This window comes from Dietzia sp. 111N12-1, from assembly GCF_001658045.1.
GTDB classification, from domain to species: Bacteria; Actinomycetota; Actinomycetes; order Mycobacteriales; family Mycobacteriaceae; genus Dietzia; species Dietzia kunjamensis.
The window spans coordinates 17,833-38,761 of record NZ_LSSV01000022.1; the positions used below are offsets into that span (position 1 = coordinate 17,833).

Consider the following 20,929-nt stretch of genomic DNA (forward strand, 5'->3'; position numbering starts at 1 on the left):
CGGTTGTCCCAGGTTCTGGCGGAATGTGACTTTCTGAACACTTCCCCACGCAACGGTTGCTACCCGACGGTAGATAAGCAACACTAAATGAGATGCATCAACAAGTTGAGTTGGTGCCCCAGTCGCTCTCTCAGAAAGGCTCGCCATGAGCACTGCGCCCCAGACCCCCCAGCCCGCCGCCAAGAACCAGAACCGCCGCAAGAAGGCCCGCGCCATCATGGCGTCCGGTCTCGTGCTGGGCGTCGGCGCCGCCGTCACCCTGGCCGCGTGGTCGGACACCGTCTGGGGCGCGGGCACCTTTGGTACCGCGGGCAGCGACTTCAACATCCAGGGCAACTTCACCGGCACCGAGGAAGGCTGGGATGAGTTCGTGACCGCTGATGATGCGGGCCCCATGACCTTCACCCAGAACGCCAACGCCCTCATCCCGGGCGTGCCCGTCTATCAGCTGGTCGGCCTCCGCGAGACCAAGGAGAACCTCGGCGCGGACATCACGCTGACCCGCACGACCTCCGACGCCGGCAAGCTCGCGAACCTCGTCAAGGTGGCCGTCGCCGACGCCGGCACCGCGCTCACTGCGCCCACATGCGATGCAGACGCCACCTTCGGCACAGCGACGGCCATCGGCGCAGCGATGACCGATCCCGTGCTGACAACCGACGTCGAGGCGGGCGGTTACCGCTGGCTCTGCTTCTCCGCGACCCTTGACGCCGGAGCCACCCTCGATGTCGCGAATGTGACTTCCGAGAAGATCCAGTGGCAGTTCGCCGCGACCTCCCAGGATCCCGTCTGATCCACTCGCATTGCCGTGGTGGGCGCATCGAGCCCACCACCGCAATGACTGAACACTCTTGTTCACGTTCCGGTTAGGAGACCGCATGAGCACGCCGACCGCGCCGACGCCGTCTGAGGCCCCCGCCGTTGCCACCTCGCACCGGGCCCCGCGAGGCCGGTCGGTGTGGTCGTACATCGGGGCAGGCATCGGCAATGTCCTGGCCGCCGGCGGCGTCCTCTGCGTGGTGCTGGTGATCCTCGCGATCACGATGAACATCTCCCTGATCATGTTCAAGACCGGGTCGATGTCCCCGACGATCCCCACCGGGTCAGTGGCTGTGGTCAAGGAGATCTCCGCCGACGAGATCCGGGTGGGCGACGTCATCACCGTCGATCGCGGAGAGGGCCAGCTCCCGGTCACCCACCGGGTGGTCGAGGTGTTTCCCCAGACGCCGGGCGAGGCGCTCGTGCAGATGAAGGGTGATGCCAACCCCGACGTCGACCCTGGCATGTACCGGGTAGAGACGGTGCGCAAGGTGCTGTGGTCGGTGCCCGAGTTGGCGAACGTCATCGTCTGGTTCAGCAACCCGTTTGTTCTGGGCGGGATCACCTTGCTCGCCGCGCTGGGCGTGCTGTGGGCCTTCTGGCCGAGGGACGAGAGTGATGACGAGGTCGAGAGGACGAACGCAGATGCGTAAGTTTCACCCGCAACTGCGGACCTCCTTAACGATCGCCGGAGTGTTCCTCCTCGTCGCCAGCGTTGCCCTGGTCGTCGGCTCCGTGCGTCCGACAGAGGCCAGCTGGCAGGACACCGTAACCGGAACGTCGTCATTTACGACCCACAAGGACGTCGGCAGAAACAGTGCTCGCGCGACTGCGGCGTACGGGAGCATGACCTACCGGATCGCTGACCAGGAAAACCTTCGCAAGGTCGAGGCGCTCGGCAAGTCCGATAGTGCGGAGCTCGGGCTCTCTACCGGCCCGACCACACGTAGTGTCCGGGGCGCGCTCCTCAGCATTCCCGCATCGGTCGCCGGAACCGTCTGTGCGCGTTCCACAACGACCGGTTTGATCTGTTCCGAAGACCCGCAGTCGACAGCCACCGCCTTCGCCCAGGCGCAGTCGTCCAAACTGGAAGTGTCGAGTGTGGGCCTACCACTCGTTCGCTACGCCACCGCGGACGACGCCAGGCCTTCCATCGCAACGGCAGCATGTACGCCGGGAAAGCCGGGAGTGACAGGGTTTACAAAGAACGGTTCCGTATATGAGTCCGTGTATCTCGGACGCGGGAACAGCCTTGTAGAAGTGCCAATGCCGGGTCGGAACAGCGAGACGCGAAAGCAACGGACGTACGGGAGCGTCACTTACACCGCCCGCCTACAACGCACTGAAGTGAGCGGACTCGGGTACGCCAGAGCTGAGCTCAGACTCCACGTGACCGCAGATGGTGCTACGGGTGATCCCTGGACTCTCCACCTCATCCTGGCCAACGCCGAGTGTGGTGTCTCGCGGGGGATTGAAGAGAACCTTGCACAACCGACCGCCACGAACTTCCAGTCTTTGGCACCGTCAGTTGCGTCCTTCCGCACCGCTCAGGCACTCACTGCGCTCGAGCCGATCATCGATATCGTCGACGAGGATGCGCCCGAAGGCCCTGACGACGGGAACTCCCTCCCGTCACTCGACGACGCCGCGAACGACTCGGCCACCGGTGCCACTACGAGTGCGACCACATCCGCCGAATCCCCGGGTCCGCTCGACGCCGAGACCGCGGATCTTGATCCCCGAGCCGAGTCAGGCGAGTCCGCCGGCGCGGAGACCGCAGTCCCGACAGAGAACGCTGCGCCCACAACCAGCGAGCCGACTACAGCCCTCACCGCCCCCACCGGCCCCCAGGAGCCTGAGTCAGTGCGCGTCGGGCGAGAATTCGCAGTCGTGAACCGCGACGGCGTCGAACTGGGCACCGCGAAGGTCGACGACATCGTGCGGACGCCCGGCTGCGGAGTCGAGCTCACGCTGAGCATCACCACCTCCGCCGAGGCGGGCCCGGACCGGTGGGCGTCCGTCGCCCCGGACGACTTCGCCGAGGTTCGCCCCGGCGGGTCTACCCGCGAGGCCTCACGGATCAGCTCGGACTGCGAGCGAGCCGCGCGTTCGACGACCACTTCCCTGTCACCGGGACGGGACTACGAGATCGTCATCGCCTTCCAGCTCGACGACTCCGCCGACCAGGCCATGCTCCGGCCCGACGGCACCGCCGGGTGGATCTTCGACCTACCGTCGCTGACCACTGTCGCCGTGACGACCAGCCCGACGGCCGCCACCGCCACCGAGCAGGCCCCCGGCGCGAGTACCGACACCGGCACCGAGCTGACGAGCGCGGTCGAGACAACCGAAGCGTAGGAGCCCCGCACGGAAAGCTGCCCCGGCCACGGAAGGATCGTGGTCGGGGCCGAGCCCGTCCGCCGGTTCCGCACACCGGGTGGCGGCGAACGGCGGCCGGAGCTGACCTCGTCGTCGTACTCTCCGGCGACGCACCCACAGCCCCGAACCAGGACCGCTCTCGCGGACGAGTAGTCACCCACAAGTCGCTGACCTGCGGCGCCCTGCACGGGCCCTTCACGGCACCGCAGGTCAGGGCAGTGTTCAGGGGGCGTCGTGTGCCGCGGTCCGGCTCGGCGGTCAGTCAGAGACGTACGGATTCGTCGCGGCATGACGGCCGACACGGACCGGGACCGCGAACAACATGACCGCGACGAACGCGGCCATCACGGCCGCCGCGACGAGGCCCCACGCGGTGCCCAGAACCAACGGGAACACCAACGCCACCAGACCCACCAGCGCGATGGCCAGGATCGCCAACCCGGTACGGGCCAGCCTCGCCGACAGCCGCAGCACCCGATCCTTGCGGTGGGAGCGGAACACCGCGCGGTGGATCATCACCGGCGCCAGCAGGAGCACCGTCGACGCCAGCGTCAGCGAGAGCACCGCCAGGTAGAGGGCGCGAGCGCCGTCGCCGATCTCAGCGAAACGATCCTGGAACGGCAACACCAGCAAGAAGCCGGTGAGCACCTGGCCGCCGGTCTGGACGATGCGCAACTCCTGCAGCAGCTCGATCCAGTTGCGGTCGATGCGCTGCGCTTCGGTCTCGTTGCGTTCAGAGGCCTCGTGGTGTTCGGTGGCCCGTCCGGGCTCGTCGGCTCCTTCGATGTCCATGCCGCTCCCCTCCCTCCTACGCGTGCCCTCGATGATCGTCCGGTTGCCGCGGCGGTGGGGTCCAACCGGCGATTCGCCCGGCCGGGCCGCTGACCTGGGGTGCCCTGAACGGGGTCTGCAGGGCACCCCAGGTCAGCGCGGTTGTCGGTCGCGGCTGGCGGCGTGGCAGTGGGTGGCGACGGCAATCGACGACCGCGGGCCCGGTGGTGCGGCACGATGAGCGCATGGTCAAGCCGTCCAACACCGCCGCCATCGCCTCCGCTACCGGCCGCCCGTGGGACGAATGGGTCGACTTGCTCGAGCAGGCCGGGGCTCGGGAGATGGCCCACACCGCGATCGCGCGGCTGACGCTCGAGCACATGCCGGAGTCGGTGGAACGGGCCGAATGGTGGGCGCAGGGCACCGCCATCGCCTACGAGCAGCACGCCGGCCTGCGCGTTCCGGGTCAGTCCTGCGACGGTGACTTCCAGCTCTCCACCTCGCGGACGGTCGCGGGGGACAAGGACTCGGCGCTGCAGGCGTGGGGGGAGCTCGTCGCCGGGCGCGAGGAGTTCGGCGGGATCCCGGTGGACTGCGAGGCGTCGGTGACTCGGTCGGAGAAGTGGCGCTACTGGCGCGTCCCGCTGGCCGACGGCACACGGGTCGCGGTGAATATCAGCGACAAAGCCGGCGGAAAAGCCTCGGTCGGGTTGACCCACACCAAGCTCGACTCGGCCGAGGCGATCGACTACTGGCGGCCGGTGTGGAAGGAGCTGTTGGGGCAGCTCAGCTGACCACCCGGCCGGTTCGGCCGGAGCGAGCGACTGCGTGCGGGGGTGGCGGTGGCGGCCGTTGTCGTCGTCGTACTCCCCCGATGGCTACGCGCTGCTGTTCAGTGAGGTCGACCGCGAGTTCGTCACGCAGTTCATCGAGCGCAACCTCGGCCCGGTGCGCGACTTCGACCGCACCCGCGGCACCGCGCTACTCGACACCCTCGGGGCGTGGTTCGGCGCCGACGGCAACCCCTCCGCCACCGCCGAGCGACTGTTCGTGCACGTCAACACGGTGTACCAGCGGCTCGACCGGCTCGATTCCGTACTGGGCACCGGCTGGCGCCGCGGCGACCGGGCGCTGGAGCTGCGGCTGGCGCTGCGATTGGCGGAGTTGCCGGGGGGCGTGAGACGCGGGGTGTTAACGCCGCGGCCGGCTCCCAGTGATCCACGCACCCGCCCCCTCACGAGCGACGGATGGTCTTGGCATGGGCGCTCGCCTGCCGTACGCTTGCGTCATCTGCGACATATACGACACGTGCAACATCTGCATTCAACGAAATCCCGCCTTGTCAGCGGCGAGCAGGAGTGACCTCTAATGCATGCTCTCGCGACCGAGAACGTTCCCGTCGATCAACTCGACGCCCTCGAAGATTTCGCGCGATCCGACGCTGGCCCTGAACTGCGCGACCTTCTCCTCGACCTGACCCGCCGAGTGCGTGACGGCGATGAAGTCATCACAATTGACGCTGATTCCACGCTCACCCCGAACCAGGCGGCCGAGCGACTCGGGATGAGCCGCTCCCACCTCTACAAGCTGCTGGACCGCGGGGAGATCCTCTTCCATCGAGTGGGCCGCGACCGACGCATTCGCGTGCGCGACCTTCTCGAATTCCAGTCACGCCATAACCGCGATCAGCGCGAGCTCGCCGAGCGCTTCGCGCACCAGCAGAAGACCACCGCCTCTGTCGAGGACGAAATCGCCGACCTGCTCTGACGAAGACCTCGCCCTGAGTGTCTTAGGCGTCGTGCAATATGGACGGCGTGCACAATCGTCGCGCTCGGCCAACCCTCCGCGTGCTCCGCGAGGACCTGACGTCAGATTGGGATTCGGCACTCCCGCGGCGAGCCCTGGCTGATGAGCGGTTGTCCGACCTACATCCACTCAGTGAACTTCCGCATCCGATCGTTGCGAAGGCGATGGAGTCCTTCGGCCCCGACAACGACAACGACAACTACGTCGGGCCCATAGGAGGCTCGACACGGTTGCCGCTCCTGGAGATCAAACAATCGCAGTGGCGGGGCGGGGTCTGGATAGACAGCGAGACAGGAGTCTGCTGGCTTCTGGTTGCTGGACTCGCGAAAGGCAACCATGAGGACCGCGACGACTTTTACAAGCAGGTCGCGCGGGCTGACAAGCGCGGGTCCGTCGATCACTTGCTTCCGAACGACGCTGATGTGCGACTTCTCAAGCAGGAGACTGCAGCACGCCTCCGTACCGAGTGGGAACTGGAGGCCCAGCGAACAGTTCTTGACGCACTGCGCAGTGTTCACTCCGGTGGGGAGTACCGAGCCCGAGTCCACCATCCGATCCCCGGAGTAGGCGATCTCGCTCACGTGAACTTCAGCGTGGAGGCCGTGCGCGAAGATGACTATCGAGCGGACGAAATCACCGTGGAGATCACGCCTGAGCCACGCTTCGCTGCGAGTGATCTCTTATGGCAATTGACGATTCGAATTTTGATCTCGATTGATCCGCCAGAGCAGGGCTGGGATCGCTACGGGGACATCTACTCCAACATCGCGGACCCGGGGGCATGGGCGAAGCGACGGGAGGCTCTGGCGACCTTGGTGGCAGCGGGCGACCTGGCTCTCTCTGAGCCGGGGTCGATGAGCCACTACACCCATCGTGAGCACCTTGCGGGCAAGACGATTAACGGGGAAGCCGTACGCGCACTCTGCGGCCCTTTTTTCGTCCCGCGGCAAGACCATCACTCTTTGCCCCTCTGTCCGAAGTGCGCGGAGAGATACGCGGCACTCTGAGTAGGCATCGGGGCATCGGGGCATCAGGATAGTGACACACGCTGAGGTAGCCTCATGGCCCTGCGCCGCCGACCCCCAGTGGACAACCAGCGACCCGATTGGGGACGCGGGCCCCGCTCTCCCGGAGGCGCTGACCTGCAATGCCCTGAACGGGCCCTGCAGGGCATCGCAGTTCAGCGGGGGTTTCGACGCAACGCGACAGGGGGCCGACTGTCAGACGGCAGGCTCAGACCACAGTGCCCGGAACGACCACCGGGTCAACTGCCGGGAAGTTGCTCTTCGCGTAGCCGGCGATCGATCGGATGCCCGCGATGTTGATCGTCCCGCCGACGGCCGCGCCCGCCACCGGCACGACCTTGACCAGATTGATGAACCCCGTGGTGCCGAACTTGGTGACCAGACGGAAGCCCACCGCCTTGTTGATCTTGGTCAGGACGGTGCCCGGCACCTTCTTCAGGGCCGCAATCGCCGTCTTGGTACCGATCTCGACTCCGGCCTTGGACATCGCCTCGACACCGGCGGATCCGATCAGCGACACCGCGATGACACTGCGGACCTCCTCGCTGTGGACGTCATAGCCACGCAGATGCGCAACCGCCGCAATCATGCGGGTGGCGCGGGTGTAGAAGACTGTGACGTCCGTGGGAATGGCCACCGCCATCGTGGCCAGGCCACCGAGTCCGGACACGAACCCCGACGCGCCCACGACCCGTGTGTGCGTGGCGATGATCCGCTTGATGGCCTTCTCGGCGTCGCCACCGGAGTGCTTGAGCGCCTCGTCGGCGATGGTCTCCGCACCCTTGACTGGCCCGAAGCCGTTCACTCCCGAATCCAGGATGAAGTTGATGGTCGACGTGGCCGCCGATTCCATATCGCCTTCGGAGATCGACTTGGTGATCTCCTTGACACGCTTGGGTTGGGCAATCGCCATGAGGGGGCGCCTTTCGCACAGGCCGGAGGGAACGGTTCGCTCTCACTGCGGCCGATCAGTCAGCCCGCGGCGCCGGGGAGGGAGTCTCGGCGCCGAGAAGAGAACAAGCAGTCTTTGCCCCGAGCGGTTAACGGTGTCGACAATTCGGTGTGGGACGCGCGCCCGCGGCGTGGCCGGTCCGACCCCTCTGACCTGGGGCGCCCTGCACGGGTCGTCCAGGGCACCCCAGGTCAGCGGCGGTTTCGGCGGGCGGCGGCCCGGGTGCAGGCGGAGGCGCTGTCGGGCGGCGCGGTCGGTCGGCGCGGACTCAGATCGCCAGCGCCGCCGACACCTCGTGGGCGGCGGTCGCATCAGAGGCGCCTGAGTGCGAGATCCGCCCGGACTCCATGACGTAATAGACGTCCGAGGCCCGCAGCGAGAAACCCACGTGCTGTTCGACGAGCAGGACCGACAGGTCGCCGCGGGAGGCCAGGTCCACGATGATGCGCTCGATCTCGGCCACGACGTTCGGCTGGATGCCCTCGGTGGGCTCGTCCAGCACCAGCATCCGCGGTTCGGTGATGAGCGTCCGGGCGATCGCCAACTGCTGCCGCTGGCCGCCGGAGAGCAGTCCGGCTTTGCGGTCGAGCAGCTCCTTCAGCGCCGGGAAGAGGTCCAGCGACTCGTCGATCAGCGCCTTGCCGCGCTTGCGCCCATCGGCGACGAGCTGCAGGTTCTCGGCCGTGGTGAGCTGGGTGAACGACTGCTGTCCCTGCGGGACGTAGCCGATCCCGCGGGCCACCCGAGCGTGTGGACGAAGGGAGGTGATGTCCTCGCCGTCGAACTCGATCGTGCCGCCCTTGCATGGCAACAGCCCCACCGCGGTCCGCAGCAGCGTCGTCTTGCCGGCGCCGTTGTGACCGAGGATCGCGGCCACTCCCCCGGCCGGAACCTCGAGGTCGACACCGTGGACGACCTCCGAGCCGCCGTAGCCCGCGCGGACGCCGGTCATCTTGAGCAGTGCGGTCATCGTGGGCTCTCCTCGGTCGCGGCGGCGGTGCCCAGGTAGACCTGCTGCACCTTGGGGTCGGCCTGGATCTCGGCGACGGTGCCCTCGGCGAGCACCTTGCCCGCGGCCAGGACGGTGACGGTGGTGGCGAAGGCCCGCATGAAATCCATGTCGTGCTCCACCACCACGACGGTGCGGTCGGCGGCGATCCGCTGCAGCAGTTCCCCGGTGGCCTGCCGCTCCTCGGCGCCCATCCCGGCGACGGGCTCGTCGAGCAGCATGACGTCGGAGTCCTGCACCAGCAGCATGCCGATCTCCAGCCACTGCTTCTGCCCGTGCGCCAGCACCCCGGCTTTGGTGCCGGCCAGGTGCTCGAGCCCGATGGTCTCCAGCGCCTCGGTCACCTTGTCCTCCCGGCCGTGGCGGCGCCGCAGCAGGGTGAGCGGGCCGCGGCGGGCGCCGGCGGCGATGTCGAGGTTCTGCTCGACGGTGAGGTCCTCGAACACCGACGCCGTCTGGAACGTGCGGCCGATGCCCATCTTGGCGATCTTGTGCGTCTTGAGCCCCAGCACCGGCTGGCCGGACTTGTCGACGGTGCCGGTGGCGGGCACGAGCCCGGTGATCGCGTCGACGACGGTCGTCTTGCCGGCGCCGTTCGGGCCGATGAGGAAGCGCAGGTCGCCCTGGATCAGGGTGAGGTCGACACCGTCCACGGCCTTGAATCCGTCGAACCTCACCGTCAGGTCGCGGACCTCGAGGTAGGTGCCTGCGCCTCCTTCACCGGAGCGAGTGCGGGCGGACGCGCGGGCGGCGGAGCCGGGCAGGCCGATCTCGGCGCCGGTCAGGGTGCCGGCCGACAGCGCGGCACCGATGCCGAAGGCGGTGGACGGGGTCATCGGGACTCCTCGGGGGAAGCGGCGCCTGACGCCGTCGCATCGGGTTCAGGTTCGGCGGTGCCGGTGGTGGCGGGCCGGTCGGAGGTGGCGGAGTTCGTCGTCGTCGTGGTCGTCGTGGTCGGCTCCTGGCCCTTGGCGCGCCGACGTCGCATCACGAACAGCGACGCCAGGCCGCCGGGCAGGAACCCCACCACCACGATGAACAAGATGCCCTGCAGGTAGGTCCACTGCGACGGGTAGGCCTCGGAGAACGCGGTCTGCGCCCACGCCACCCCGATCGCGCCGAGCACCGGGCCGAGCAGGGTGGCGCGGCCGCCGATCGCGACGCCGATGAGGAACGCGATCGAGGGCGCGATACCGATCGCCGACGGCGAGATGATCCCCACGATCGGCACGAACAGCGCCCCGGCGAGCCCCGCGGCGAAGGCGGCCACGGCGTAGGCGAACGACTTGACCATCGCCGGGTCGTAGCCGAGGAACCGCACGCGCTCCTCCTGGTCGCGGACGGCCACGAGCAACTCGCCGAACCGGGAATTCATGAGCTGGCGCACCAGCAGCACCACGAGAAGCAGCGCGCCGCCGGCGAGGAAGTACAGCATCCGCCGGTTGGCCGGGTCGGACAGCGCGAACCCGAAGAACCCGGTGAAGCGGTTGAGCCCGTTGGACCCGCCCAGCTCCGGCCGGCTCACGAGGAAGATCGCGGCGGCCGCCGCCAGGGCCTGCGAGAGGATCGCGAAGTAGGCGCCCTTGACCTTGCGGTTGAATACCAGGTAGCCGAACCCGAACGCCAGCAGCGGCGGGACCAGCAGGATCACCGCGAGCGTGAACCCGGGCGAGGCGAACGGCACCCAGTACCCGGGCATCTCGCGCATCCCGGCGATCTGCATGAAGTCGGGCAGCGCGTCGGCGCCTCCGCGGTCGCGGGCGTCGGAGATCTTGAGGAACATCGCCATCGCGTAGGCGCCCACGCCGAAGTACACGCCCTGGCCGAGGGTCAGCATGCCGCCGCGCCCCCACGCCAGACCGATGCCACTGGCGACGATCGCGTAGCAGAAGAATTTGGCCAGCAGGCTCAGCCGGAAGTCGCTCAGCAGCGCGGGCGCGAGAGCGAAGATGATCAGCGCGGCCACCGCGAGCGCGGCCCAGAACATCCACCGTGGCCGCTCGGCGTCGCCGGTGAGCAGGCGTCGGGCGCGGGTGCGCCGGGGCAGCGAGGCTGCGGGATCGGGGGCGGTGGTGGCAGCGGAGTCGGCGGAGTCGGCGCCGCCAGCCGCTCGGGTGACGGAGATGGTCTTGGTCATGCCAGGCTCCTGGTCTTGACGGCGAACAGGCCCTGCGGGCGCACCTGCAGGAAGATGATGATGGCGACAAAGACGAGCACCTTGGCCACCGACGCGGTGGTGGAGTACTCGAAGAACGAGTGCAGGACCCCGAGCGCGAACGCCGCGATCACGGCGCCCCGCAGCTGGCCGAGACCACCCACGACCACCACGAGGAACGCGTCGATGAGATACGACTGGCCGATCGTCGGGCTCGTTGAGCCTATGAGCGTGAGCGCCACCCCGGCGACGCCGGCCAGGCCGGAGCCGATGAAGAACGTGGTGATGTCGGTGCGGCGGGAGCTGATGCCCGACGACTCGGCGAGGTCACGGTTGAGCGTGACCGCCCGGATGCGGCGGCCCATGGGCGTGAACTTCATCGCGGCCATGACCGCGGCGACGCAGGTGATCGCCAGGACGAAGATGAACACGCGAGTCAGAGGCACCGACGCACCGAGCAGTTCGACGCTGCCGCGCAGGAACTCCGGCACCGCCACGTTGACGGCCGGCGCGCCCCAGATGTCTCGGGCGATCTGCTGCAGGACCAGGCCCACACCGAACGTGACGAGCAGGGTGTCCAGTGGACGGGCGTAGAGGCGCCGGATGAGCGTCACCTCGAGCAGCACGCCGAGCAGGCCGCCGACGACGAAACCCAGGGCCAGGGACAACAGCAGGCTCATCCCAGAGGCGGCGGTGATCTGCTGGACGACGTAGGCGGTGTAGCAGCCGGCCATGATGAACTCGCCGTGGGCCATGTTGATGACGCCCATCTGGCCGAACGTCAGGCTCAGGCCGAGGGCGGCGAGCAGGAGGATGGAGCCGATGCTCAATCCGGTCGCGAGTTGTCCGATGAGGATGTCCACATCGGCTCCTTTCTCCGGGTCCCGCCCTCCCCCTCCCCCCCTCCCGACTGACGGGCCGGGAGCGGGGTGGGTCGGGCGGGGTGGGCGGGGCTGGGTGATCCGGGCTGACGGTCGGGCGTCAGTTCCCGGACAGGTCGCCGGCCCAGTCGTAGGACTCGAGGAACGGGTCGGGCTCGATCGCCTCGCCGGAGCTCCACACCTCGTAGATCAGGCCGTCGGGGCGGATCTCGCCGACGATCGCGGTCTTGGAGATGTGGTTGTTCTCGCCGTTGATGGTGACGGTGCCCTCGGGGGCGTCGAAGCTGACGCCGTCGGCGGCGTCCTGGATGGCGTCGACGGCGAAGGAGTCCGCCTTCTCGACCGTGTTCTTCCACAGGTAGACCGACGTGTACGCGGCTTCCATCGGATCGGAGGTGACGCGGTTCGCGCCGTACTTCGCCTTGAACGCGTCGACGAACGCGGTGTTCTCCGGCGAGTCGATCGTCTGGTAGTAGTTCCACGAGGTCAGCTGGCCGTCAATATTCGCGGCGCCGATGCCCTGGACCTCCTCCTCGGCGATCGACACGCTCACCACCGGGGTGTCCTCGGCGGACAGGCCGGCGTTGGAGTACTCGCGGAAGAACGCCACGTTGGAGTCGCCGTTGAGCGTGTTGAACACGGCGTCCGGGTTGGCGGTGCGCACCTTGTTGACGATGGTCGAGAAGTCGGTCGAGCCGAGCGGGGTGTAGTCCTCGCCGAGGATCTCGACCTCGTTGGCCTCGGCCCACGCCTTGATGACGCGATTGGCGGTCTGCGGGAAGACGTAGTCCGAGCCCACGAGGTACATGGACTCCACGCCCTGCTCCTTGAGGTACTCCAGGGCGGGGACGATCTGCTGGTTGGTGGTGGCGCCGGTGTAGAAGATGTTCTCCGACGCCTCGAGGCCCTCGTACTGCACCGGGTAGTAGAGCAACGCGTTGGCGTCCTCGACCACGGGCAGCATCGCCTTGCGGGAGGACGAGGTCCAGCCGCCGAAGATCGCGGCCACGCAGTCACTGGTGATGAGCTTCTGCGCCTTCTCCGCGAACACGGCCGGGTCGGAGGCGCCGTCCTCCACCACGGGTTCGATCTGCTTTCCCAGCACCCCGCCCTCGGCGTTGATCTGCTCGATCGCCAGCGCCACCGAGTCACGCACGGTCTTCTCGGAGATGGCCATGGTGCCCGACAGCGAATGCAACGAGCCCACCTTGATCGTGTCGCCGGAGGTGTCCACGCAGGACTCGGCGGCGGCCGCGGCGGTGTCGCCGGTCCGGCTTCCGCAGGCGGTGAGCGCACCCGCACCCAGGATCACGAGGCCGGCGGTGGCCAGTGCACGCCGGGTGCGGATCGAGCGCGGCGTCTGGCTCGCGCGAGCTGTCTTCCCAGAGGAGATGGAGGTGGAGTTCACGTGGTTGACCTGACCTTCACTGACCGGCTGTCGAGTGCTCCCGCGGGCTGCGGGGCTCGAAGCGCGATGTGGATAAAGGTAAGGACATGATGTGAGTCAGCTGAGTCGCCGGTGTTTCGCCACCGTTGCCTCTACCGGTGTTGTGTGAACGCTGTGTTTCTCGTCCACCCCGCGATACAAGTGCGCGGGCGCGGCCGGCTGAGCCCGCACGCCGCTCCTGCGCGGGGTTACGCGTCCCCTTCGGCTTGTGATGCCTCTATGTACGCGTACGCGCGGGATGTGCTGGCGGAACGGTCCATAGAGGGCGCATACCTGGGCGTCGGCGGGCTGGGCGTCGGCGGGCTGGGCGGCGGCCGTCGTCTCTCGGGGCCGGCCCGGCTCTCAGCTCTTGCGCAGGTCCGGCGCCGGCGCACCGAGGAGATGGACTCGCGCGGCGGACCAGACCGCGCGCACCGCTGCCTCCACGTTCTCCTGCCCGCGGCCGAGCACCCGCAGCCAGGCGCCGCAGCCGTCGGGCAGGGTGCTCACCCCGCACCGCACCGCATCAAGGCCATCCGAGTTCGGGGTCGCGGACCCGATCGCCTCGGCCGCGTCGCGCATGACCGCCGCGAGCTCCTCCGCCGGGCCGGGCGCCACGACGAACAGGGTCCCGATCGCGTCGGCGTCTCCTGTGACCAGCGGGTGGCCGGCCTCGTCGCGGGTGATGTGGGTGGTGTCCACGGCGAGCAGGGTGCCGTCGGGGCGGGAGATCTCCACGGCCGAGACGTAGGCGGCCACGTCCCAGCTCTCCCCGCGGGCCACGCGTCCGGCGGTGAGGACGTCGCCGGCGATGAGCACGGCGTCCTCGTGCACCTCGGCCCGCAGCCGCTGCTGGAACCTGCTGCCGCCGTACGGAATGAGCGGGTCCGGCAGCCACTCGCACACCGCGCCCTCGCCCAGCGTCAGGGAGACGGTCTGCGTGGCGTAGCCGACGTCCATCCGGTGCACCCGGTTCGCGGCCTGCGTGGTGACCAGCGCCTGCGCGCCCTCGGCCAGACGGACCTCCATGTCCAGCCGGTCGCCGCCGACGATCCCGCCGCCGGTCGACATCACGTACACCGTCGGCATCTCGCGGAGGACCGGGTCGATGTACAGCGACCGCATCACCTGCAGCGGCGACTTCTGGAACCGTTCGGCCAGTACCGTGCGGCCGCGGCCGTCCCGGCGGAAGGCCAGGTCCAGCACGCCGACCTTGCCGGGCGAGCCGACGGGCAGCGCGCCGGGCCCGGACTGCGGTCCGGCGGCGACGGCGGGCCACACGAACCCCGGGTCGGCGGCCCGGGTCAGCCGGTCGCTCACCGTGCGGGCAGCAGTTCCACCCGGCGGGACTCGAAATAGTCGAGCACCTCGGCGATGCCGGTCCCGGAGAGGCAGTCGGTGAGCGCGACGGGCTTGCCCGAGCGGACGCGGTCAGCGTCCGAGGACATGATTCCCAGATCGCAGCGCACGTACTGGGCGATGTCGATCTTGTTGATCACCAGCAGGTCGCACTCGGTGATGCCGGGCCCGCGCTTGCGGGGCATCTTCTCGCCTTCGGCGGTGTCCAGGACGAAGACGAACAGGTCGACCAGTGCCGGCGAGAACGTCAGGGTGAGATTGTCGCCGCCGGACTCGTAGATGAGGGTGTCGACGTCCGGGTGGTCCTCGAGCATCTCCGCCCCCACCGCGAGGTTCATGGTGGGGTCGTCGCGCACGGCGGTGTGCGGGCACGAGCCTGTCTCCACGCCCACCACCCGGGCGGGATCGAGGACTCCGGCCAGGGTGCGGCGGACGTGCTCGGCGTCCTCCTGCGTGTAGATGTCGTTGGTGATGACGGCCGGGGTGCGTCCCCGGGCGATCAACTCTGGGACCAGCGCCTCGATGAGAGCGGTCTTGCCTGAGCCCACCGGCCCACCGATCCCGATCCGCAACACCTGCTGTGCCTCTGCCATGCAACGAACGCTAGTGCAGCCGTGTTTCGGCAGTGTTGCGCGGCGTACGCAGCGCGGCCCTGCCCTCGGCGGGATCCGCCCTGACCTGGGGTGCCCTGCAGCGCACGTTCAGGGCACCCCAGGTCAGAGCGCTACCGGGTACGCAGGTACTCCGGTCAGGAGGGTGGAGGCCGGGTCACGAGGCGAACAGCCGGGCGTCGGCGCGTTCGTGGTGGCAGGACGCCAGGTCCAGCACTGGCGCGAACCCGCCGAGTTCCTCCAGCGACCGGCTCACCGCGGCGTCGGCGACCTCGGCGATCACCGGAGCCGCCCCGCGCACCAGCGCCTGCGCGGTGCGGTGATCGGCCAGTCGTAGTCGCAGCGCGGCGCCGGACAGGCTGATGACCAACGCTGTGAGGTCTGCGGCCACGGCCTCCCGCCGGCTCAGCCCGCCGCGGGCGTAGACCACGCCCATGACCACCGACTGCGACCCCGGCGACCGGCGGGCCCGGACGTGGTCGTTCCATGCGGACACCACCGGGTCGTCGAGTAGCTCGGCGGCCAGGTCGAGCACCTGTTTGCCGGTCCGGGTGGCGCCGTCGCGGAACTCGCGGGTCAAGCGGGTGGCGTGCAGCCGCCGGTCGATGCGGGTCAGCGCGGCGAGCAGAGCAGCAGTGTCAGTGCAAGCAGGATTGGCGGCCGGCGGCGGGGCGAGCTCGTGGGTCGCCGCCCAGGCGAGGGCCAGCGCGGTCGCCTCGGCCGGGCCAGCGGAATACCGCAGGATCCCGTGCACGGCCTCGGCCACGGACCGCGCCCCGGCCCCGGCGCCGCCCTTGACAGCGCCTCCCTCCACAGCGCCCAACTGCCGGAGCCCCTCGAGCCCGTGCGAGAGCGTGTACATGCCCGAGGGGAACGAGGAGTCGGTGAACTGCAGCGCTAACAGCAGAGTCGCCAGTTCGGCACGACCCGCATCCGGCACACCATCCGGGACGCGGCGGCCCTCGTCGTCGTGGTCGTCGTGGTCGTCGTGGTCGTTGTGGTCGTCGTGGTCGGACATCACGCGAGGTAGTGGAGCTGGGCCAGCGGCAACGTGGTGGCGGGGGCGATGGTGGCGGGCTCGCCGTCGACGGTCACCACGTAGGTCTCGGGATCCACCTCGATGACCGGGCAGCGGTCGTTGCGGACCATGTCCTTCTTGCCGATCCCCCGGCAGCCACGCACGGGCAGGCACGGCGAGGTCAGGCCCAGCTCCTCGGGCACGCCGGCCTCGATCGCGGCGGCGGACAGGAACGTCACCCGCGTGGACTGCAGCGCCCCGCCGTACGCGCCGAACATCGGGCGGTAGATCACCGGCTGCGGCGTGGGCAGCGACGCGTTGGGATCGCCCATCGGCGCCCACACGATCATCCCGCCCTTGATGATCAACGACGGCTTGGCGGCAAACGAGTCGACCGGCCACAACACGAGATCGGCGAGCTTGCCTGGCTCGATCGAGCCGAGGTGGTCGGCGATGCCCGCCGCGATGGCGGGGTTGATGGTCATCTTGGCGACGTAGCGCAGGACGCGCTCGTTGTCGTTGCGGTCGCTGTCCTCCGGCAGCGGGCCCCGCTCGACGCGGCAGTGGTGGGCGGTCTGGAACGCGCGCTGCCACGACTCCCCGATCCGGCCCATGGCCTGCGAGTCCGACGAGAAGATCGAGATGATCCCCTCGTCGTGCAGGACGGTCTCGGCGGCGATCGTCTCGGCGCGCACGCGGGAGTCGGCGAAGCTCACGTCCTCCGGGATGTCGTGCGACAGGTGGTGGCACACCATGACCATGTCCAGCAGTTCGTCCACCGAGTTCACGGTGTACGGCAGCGTCGGGTTTGTCGAGGCGGGCAGGACGTTGGGCTCTCCGCACACCCGCAGGATGTCGGGGGCGTGGCCGCCGCCGGCGCCCTCGGAGTGGAAGGTGTGGATGGTGGAGTCGCCGAACGCGGCGCGGGTGTCCTCGTAGAAGCCCGACTCGTTGAGGGTGTCGGTGTGAATCGCAACCTGCACGTCGTAGGAGTCCGCGACCTCCTGCACGCAGCGGATCGCTGCGGGCGTGGTCCCCCAGTCCTCGTGGATCTTCAGCCCCGCCGCGCCGGCCACGATCTGCTCGACCGCCGACTCGGGCTGCGACGTGTTGCCCTTGCCCAGCACCCCGATGTTCACCGGCAGCCCGTCGGCGGCCTGCAGCATCCGCCCGATGTTCCACGCGCCCGGCGTGCAGGTGGTGCCCTTGGTGCCCTCGGCGGGGCCGGTGCCGCCGCCGAACAGGGTGGTCACGCCGTTGCTCAAGGCTTCCTCGACCTGCTGTGGCGCGATGTAGTGGATGTGGGTGTCCACGCCGCCGGCGGTGACGATCTTGTGCTCACCCGCCACCACCTCGGTGCCGGGCCCGATCACCAGCTCCGGATGCACCCCGTCCTGCAGGTGCGGGTTGCCTGCCTTGCCCACGGCCACGATCCGCCCGTCGCGCACACCGATGTCGCCCTTGACCACACCGAGCACCGCGTCGACGATGATCGCGCCCGTGATCACCAGGTCCAACGCGCCCGACGCCCGCGTGCCCGCCGGGTCCTGCGCCATCCCGTCGCGGATCGCCTTGCCGCCGCCGTAGACGGCCTCGTCGCCGTAGCCGCTGCTGCCGTCGGTGGTCACCGCGTTGTGGTCGGTGGCGATCTCGATCACCAGGTCGGTGTCGGCCAACTGAAGTCGGTCGCCGACCGTGGGTCCGTAGATATCGGTATAGGTGGCGCGCGAGAGCACGGTCGGCGGGCCCTCGGCTGCGGGCACAGCGTCCGGGGCGGGCGCGACCTCGTCGTCGTTGTTGTCAGGGCTGTCGCCGCCCCCGCCGCTGTGCAGGAACCCCCCGGCGACCATCCGCTCCAGCGCGCGCTCGCGCACGGCCGGGTCGTCGAGCGGGCCGTCGACCAACCCGGAGAACCCGTGGCACACGCGCTCGCCCGCGAAGTCGACCAGTCGCACCGTCCGCGTCTGGCCCGGTTCGAAGCGCACCGCCAGGCCCGCGCCGATCGCCAGGTGCCGCCCGTACGCCGCGATCCGGTCGAAGCGCAGCTCCCGGTTGGCCTCGAAGAAGTGATAGTGCGAACCCACCTGGACGGCGCGGTCGCCGGTGTTGGTCACGCGCACCTCGAGGGTCGCGCGGCCGGCGCCCAGCTCGATGTCCCCGTCGCCGTAGAGGTAGTGCACCGAACCGGACATGTGTGGCTCCTGGGGTCGTCGGGGTGGGGTGAGTCGGGGGGTGGGGTGAGTCGGGGTGGAGTGGCTGGGGCGGCTAGTGGGAGTGGGTGTAGACGGTGCCGTCGGCGGCGACGTGCGAGTGGGCGTACCCGTGGCCGTCCTCGGCGTCGAGGGCGGCGTCGATGCCATCGTCGCCGTGGTCGAGCCGGTGCACGGCCTCGCGGACGCGGGTGTCGATCACGCTGCGCAGCACGGCCGGGCTGAACAGGTACTCGCCCTCGCCGGGCAGCTCGAGTCCGGTGACCGGCGCGGGGGCGAGGGTCGCCGAGACCAGCACCGGCCGTCGGCCACCGAGGGCGCGGACGCGCTCGAGCCCCTCGGGGAGGTCGGGGTCGGGTTCGTCGCCACCGTGGAACGCCACCTCGACCAGGCCGGGCTGCCCGTACTGCCGCGCGAGCCGGGCGAGGCGGTACAGCTCGGCGTCGGCGAACGGGTCGATCGCGCGGCTCACCAGAAGCGCCGAGCACACCGCGCCGTGCCGCCGGATCACCGCGCGCAGGCGGGTGACGAGCATGGTCGCGTCGCCGAGCGGCGCCGCCAATGCCACCGGGCCCATGGAACCAGCGGAGCCCGGGGCGAGCCGTGCGCGGTCGGTGCTGCCCCGGACGTCGCGCAACGTCCGGGAGCAGTCGGCGACCATCGCGGGCGCGCGGCCGAACGTCATGGGGACGACGACGACGACACCGGCACCCTCTCCCGCCGGATCCGGTCCCCCGGGCCTTCGCGCCTGCTCCTCCACCAGGTCGGCCAGGTCGCGGCCCGGCCGTGCGGCGGGGATGTCCAGGTCCGGCATCTGCTCGGACTCCGGGCCCAACGCGAGGACGATCCGGGCGGTCGCCGGGTCGGTGTGGGTGTGGCTGTGGCCGTGCTCGTGGGTGTGGCCGTGCCCGTGGGCGTCGCCGTGCCCGTGGCCGCTCACGCGCTCTGCTCCACCGGCCCGATGGGGTCGTGCACGGTGACGAGTTTGGTCCCGTCGGGGAACGTGGCCTCGACCTGGATCATCGCCAGCCGCTCGACCACGCCGTCCATCACCCGGCCGGCGTCGAGCACCTGCCGACCGAGGTCCATGCACTCGGCGACGGTGCGGCCGTCGCGGGCGTGCTCGACGATCTCCCACGAGATGAGCGCGGTGGCCTCGGGGACGTTGAGCAGCACCCCGCGCTCGAGCCTGCGGCGCGCGACCTCGGCCGCGGTGAACAGGGTGAGCTTGTCCAACTCGCGGGGGGTGAGCTTCATCCTGGGGTCCTCTCGTGCTCGGGCGACGGCGCGTCCGGGGGCCGGCATGCGCGTCTGCGCGCGTCGACGCTTCTGAACGCTAGCGACGTTGTGTGTCGGCAGTGTTACTTGCCTCCGGTCCGGCCCTTCCTCCCGCCGTGCCCTCGCCGCGCCCTCGCTGCACCCTCACCGCGCGAGCCCCTGACCTGCGGTGCCCTGCGGGCGGCGTGCAGGGTACCGCAGGTCAGGGCGCCGGGGCCGATTGTTACGCCGTGTTACGGCTGCCGCGTCGGCGGTGTTCCGGGCCCCCGCCGCTGCGATGATGAGCCCGTGCCCGAGACCACCACACCCCCCGTTTCCTCTGATTCTGCCGAGACCGTCGATCCCGCCGTGAGCGGATTCGATGCCGCGCGCGCAGAGGAACTGATGCCGGTCCTGACCGAACTCTCCGGGTCGAAGACCTGGGCGCGCGCGGTGTTGGAGGGGCGGCCGTACGGCTCCCGCGACGCGCTACATGCGGCGGCCCGGCGGGTGCTCGACGAGCAGAAAGACGCCGAGGTGCTGGCCGCGGTCGACGCGCATCCGCCGATCGGCGCGGGTTCGGGCGGCGCGGGCTCGGGCGGCGCGGGCGGCGGCGCAGACACGGGCGCGCCCCGGGAGGTCGGTCAGGCCTCGGCGCGGGAGCAGAGCGCAGCCGCCACCGCGGACGCCGAGCTCGCGCGCCGGCTCGCCGAGGGGCAACGTCGGCACGCCGAGCACTTCGGCCACGCGTTCCTCGTGTGCGCGACCGGGCTGTCGGCCCGGGACATCGTGGCCGAACTCGACCGGCGGATCGACCTCACCCCGGCAGAGGAGCTCGCGACCACCCGTGACCACCTGGCCGCCATCAACGCCCTGCGGCTGGACCGACTGCTCGAGACCGGAGCCCTCTGATGTCGCTGAGCACCCACGCCCTGGACACCGCCACCGGCACCCCGGCGGTCGGCCTGGGCTACCGGCTCACCGACTCCGCTGGCACTGACCTCGCCTCCGGGGTCACCGACGTCGACGGCCGGGGCCCCGATCTGGCGCAGGTCGAGGTCGGGGCCGGGGTGTACCGACTGGCCTTCGACACGGGCGGCTATCACCGGGCCGCCGGAGTGAGCGGCTTCTACCCGGAGGCGGTGGTGTGCTTCGAGGTGACGGACCCGGCCGCGCACCACCACGTGCCGCTGATCCTGTCGCCGTTCGGGTACAGCACCTACCGCGGATCCTGAGGCGCGGGGCTCTCCG

22 protein-coding genes are annotated in these 20,929 nt (G+C 69.6%); 9 read left to right on the top strand and 13 right to left on the bottom strand.

The annotated features are described in order from the left end of the window. Positions 1-145 precede the first annotated feature (145 nt). The 3 genes from AYO52_RS03910 (at position 146) to AYO52_RS18155 (ending at position 3,177) form a co-directional block, all read left to right on the top strand. Positions 146-793 (top strand): SipW-dependent-type signal peptide-containing protein, encoded by a 648-nt coding sequence (locus AYO52_RS03910; RefSeq protein WP_067713514.1) that lies wholly within the window; start codon positions 146-148, stop codon positions 791-793. Between the two features lie 85 nt (positions 794-878). Then, positions 879-1,472, top strand: a complete 594-nt coding sequence (locus AYO52_RS03915; RefSeq protein WP_067713516.1) for a signal peptidase I — start codon at positions 879-881, stop codon at positions 1,470-1,472. Then, a complete protein-coding gene (locus AYO52_RS18155) occupies positions 1,465-3,177 on the top strand; it encodes a hypothetical protein (protein ID WP_156523518.1) in 1,713 nt (570 codons plus the stop codon). The genes AYO52_RS03915 and AYO52_RS18155 overlap by 8 nt, the downstream gene beginning before the upstream one ends. A gap of 279 nt (positions 3,178-3,456) precedes the next feature. Here AYO52_RS18155 and AYO52_RS03925 read toward each other — a convergent pair whose 3' ends face one another. Beyond that, the gene (locus AYO52_RS03925; RefSeq protein WP_067713522.1) at positions 3,457-3,990 is read right to left on the bottom strand and encodes a DUF6328 family protein; all 534 of its coding nucleotides are present in this window, start codon (positions 3,988-3,990) and stop codon (positions 3,457-3,459) included. Positions 3,991-4,214: 224 nt separating this feature from the next. Here AYO52_RS03925 and AYO52_RS03930 point away from each other — a divergent pair, with 224 nt between their 5' ends. From AYO52_RS03930 to AYO52_RS17575, 4 genes are all read left to right on the top strand, one after another. Further along, a complete protein-coding gene (locus AYO52_RS03930) occupies positions 4,215-4,763 on the top strand; it encodes a hypothetical protein (protein ID WP_067713640.1) in 549 nt (182 codons plus the stop codon). A gap of 34 nt (positions 4,764-4,797) precedes the next feature. Then, on the top strand, positions 4,798-5,331 hold the full coding sequence (locus AYO52_RS03935) for a CdaR family transcriptional regulator (RefSeq protein WP_082923748.1): 534 nt from the start codon (positions 4,798-4,800) through the stop codon (positions 5,329-5,331). 6 nt (positions 5,332-5,337) lie between these two features. Continuing rightward, positions 5,338-5,736, top strand: a complete 399-nt coding sequence (locus tag AYO52_RS03940) for a helix-turn-helix domain-containing protein (protein WP_067713528.1) — start codon at positions 5,338-5,340, stop codon at positions 5,734-5,736. Between the two features lie 80 nt (positions 5,737-5,816). Next, complete coding sequence (locus tag AYO52_RS17575) at positions 5,817-6,782, top strand: DUF3039 domain-containing protein (protein ID WP_172812108.1); 966 nt, start codon at positions 5,817-5,819, stop codon at positions 6,780-6,782. 226 nt (positions 6,783-7,008) lie between these two features. Here the strand turns inward: AYO52_RS17575 and AYO52_RS03955 are convergent, their stop codons facing one another. The 12 genes from AYO52_RS03955 to AYO52_RS04010 form a co-directional block, all read right to left on the bottom strand. Continuing rightward, complete coding sequence (locus tag AYO52_RS03955) at positions 7,009-7,713, bottom strand: EcsC family protein (RefSeq protein WP_067713533.1); 705 nt, start codon at positions 7,711-7,713, stop codon at positions 7,009-7,011. 307 nt (positions 7,714-8,020) lie between these two features. Beyond that, complete coding sequence (urtE, locus tag AYO52_RS03960) at positions 8,021-8,722, bottom strand: urea ABC transporter ATP-binding subunit UrtE (RefSeq protein WP_082923750.1); 702 nt, start codon at positions 8,720-8,722, stop codon at positions 8,021-8,023. Then, the gene (urtD, locus tag AYO52_RS03965) at positions 8,719-9,597 is read right to left on the bottom strand and encodes an urea ABC transporter ATP-binding protein UrtD (RefSeq protein ID WP_253701854.1); all 879 of its coding nucleotides are present in this window, start codon (positions 9,595-9,597) and stop codon (positions 8,719-8,721) included. Before urtD ends, urtE begins: the two co-directional genes overlap by 4 nt. Further along, the gene (gene urtC, locus AYO52_RS03970; protein WP_067713651.1) at positions 9,594-10,748 is read right to left on the bottom strand and encodes an urea ABC transporter permease subunit UrtC; all 1,155 of its coding nucleotides are present in this window, start codon (positions 10,746-10,748) and stop codon (positions 9,594-9,596) included. Before urtC ends, urtD begins: the two co-directional genes overlap by 4 nt. A gap of 146 nt (positions 10,749-10,894) precedes the next feature. Continuing rightward, a complete protein-coding gene (urtB, locus tag AYO52_RS03975; RefSeq protein WP_061228856.1) occupies positions 10,895-11,779 on the bottom strand; it encodes an urea ABC transporter permease subunit UrtB in 885 nt (294 codons plus the stop codon). Positions 11,780-11,897: 118 nt separating this feature from the next. Continuing rightward, entirely contained in the window at positions 11,898-13,145 is a 1,248-nt protein-coding gene (gene urtA / locus AYO52_RS03980; protein ID WP_096907488.1) for an urea ABC transporter substrate-binding protein, read from the bottom strand. 441 nt (positions 13,146-13,586) lie between these two features. Beyond that, positions 13,587-14,543 carry an urease accessory protein UreD gene (locus AYO52_RS03985; RefSeq protein WP_253701858.1) on the bottom strand — a complete coding sequence of 319 codons (957 nt, stop codon included), beginning with the start codon at positions 14,541-14,543 and terminating at the stop codon, positions 13,587-13,589. After that, complete coding sequence (gene ureG, locus AYO52_RS03990; protein WP_061228858.1) at positions 14,540-15,175, bottom strand: urease accessory protein UreG; 636 nt, start codon at positions 15,173-15,175, stop codon at positions 14,540-14,542. The genes AYO52_RS03985 and ureG overlap by 4 nt, the downstream gene beginning before the upstream one ends. A gap of 175 nt (positions 15,176-15,350) precedes the next feature. Continuing rightward, the gene (locus tag AYO52_RS03995; RefSeq protein WP_082923753.1) at positions 15,351-16,211 is read right to left on the bottom strand and encodes an urease accessory protein UreF; all 861 of its coding nucleotides are present in this window, start codon (positions 16,209-16,211) and stop codon (positions 15,351-15,353) included. After that, on the bottom strand, positions 16,211-18,403 hold the full coding sequence (gene ureC / locus AYO52_RS04000) for an urease subunit alpha (protein WP_082923754.1): 2,193 nt from the start codon (positions 18,401-18,403) through the stop codon (positions 16,211-16,213). The genes AYO52_RS03995 and ureC overlap by 1 nt, the downstream gene beginning before the upstream one ends. Before the next feature lie 73 nt (positions 18,404-18,476). After that, a complete protein-coding gene (locus tag AYO52_RS04005) occupies positions 18,477-19,361 on the bottom strand; it encodes a hypothetical protein (protein WP_067713534.1) in 885 nt (294 codons plus the stop codon). Further along, positions 19,358-19,678, bottom strand: coding sequence for an urease subunit gamma (locus AYO52_RS04010; RefSeq protein ID WP_067713537.1), 321 nt, complete (start codon positions 19,676-19,678; stop codon positions 19,358-19,360). Before AYO52_RS04010 ends, AYO52_RS04005 begins: the two co-directional genes overlap by 4 nt. A 369-nt stretch (positions 19,679-20,047) precedes the next feature. Here AYO52_RS04010 and AYO52_RS04015 point away from each other — a divergent pair, with 369 nt between their 5' ends. Further along, a complete protein-coding gene (locus AYO52_RS04015) occupies positions 20,048-20,590 on the top strand; it encodes a 2-oxo-4-hydroxy-4-carboxy-5-ureidoimidazoline decarboxylase (protein WP_156523519.1) in 543 nt (180 codons plus the stop codon). Next, positions 20,590-20,913 (top strand): hydroxyisourate hydrolase, encoded by a 324-nt coding sequence (gene uraH, locus AYO52_RS04020; protein ID WP_067713539.1) that lies wholly within the window; start codon positions 20,590-20,592, stop codon positions 20,911-20,913. Before AYO52_RS04015 ends, uraH begins: the two co-directional genes overlap by 1 nt. The last annotated feature ends 16 nt before the right edge of the window (positions 20,914-20,929 follow it).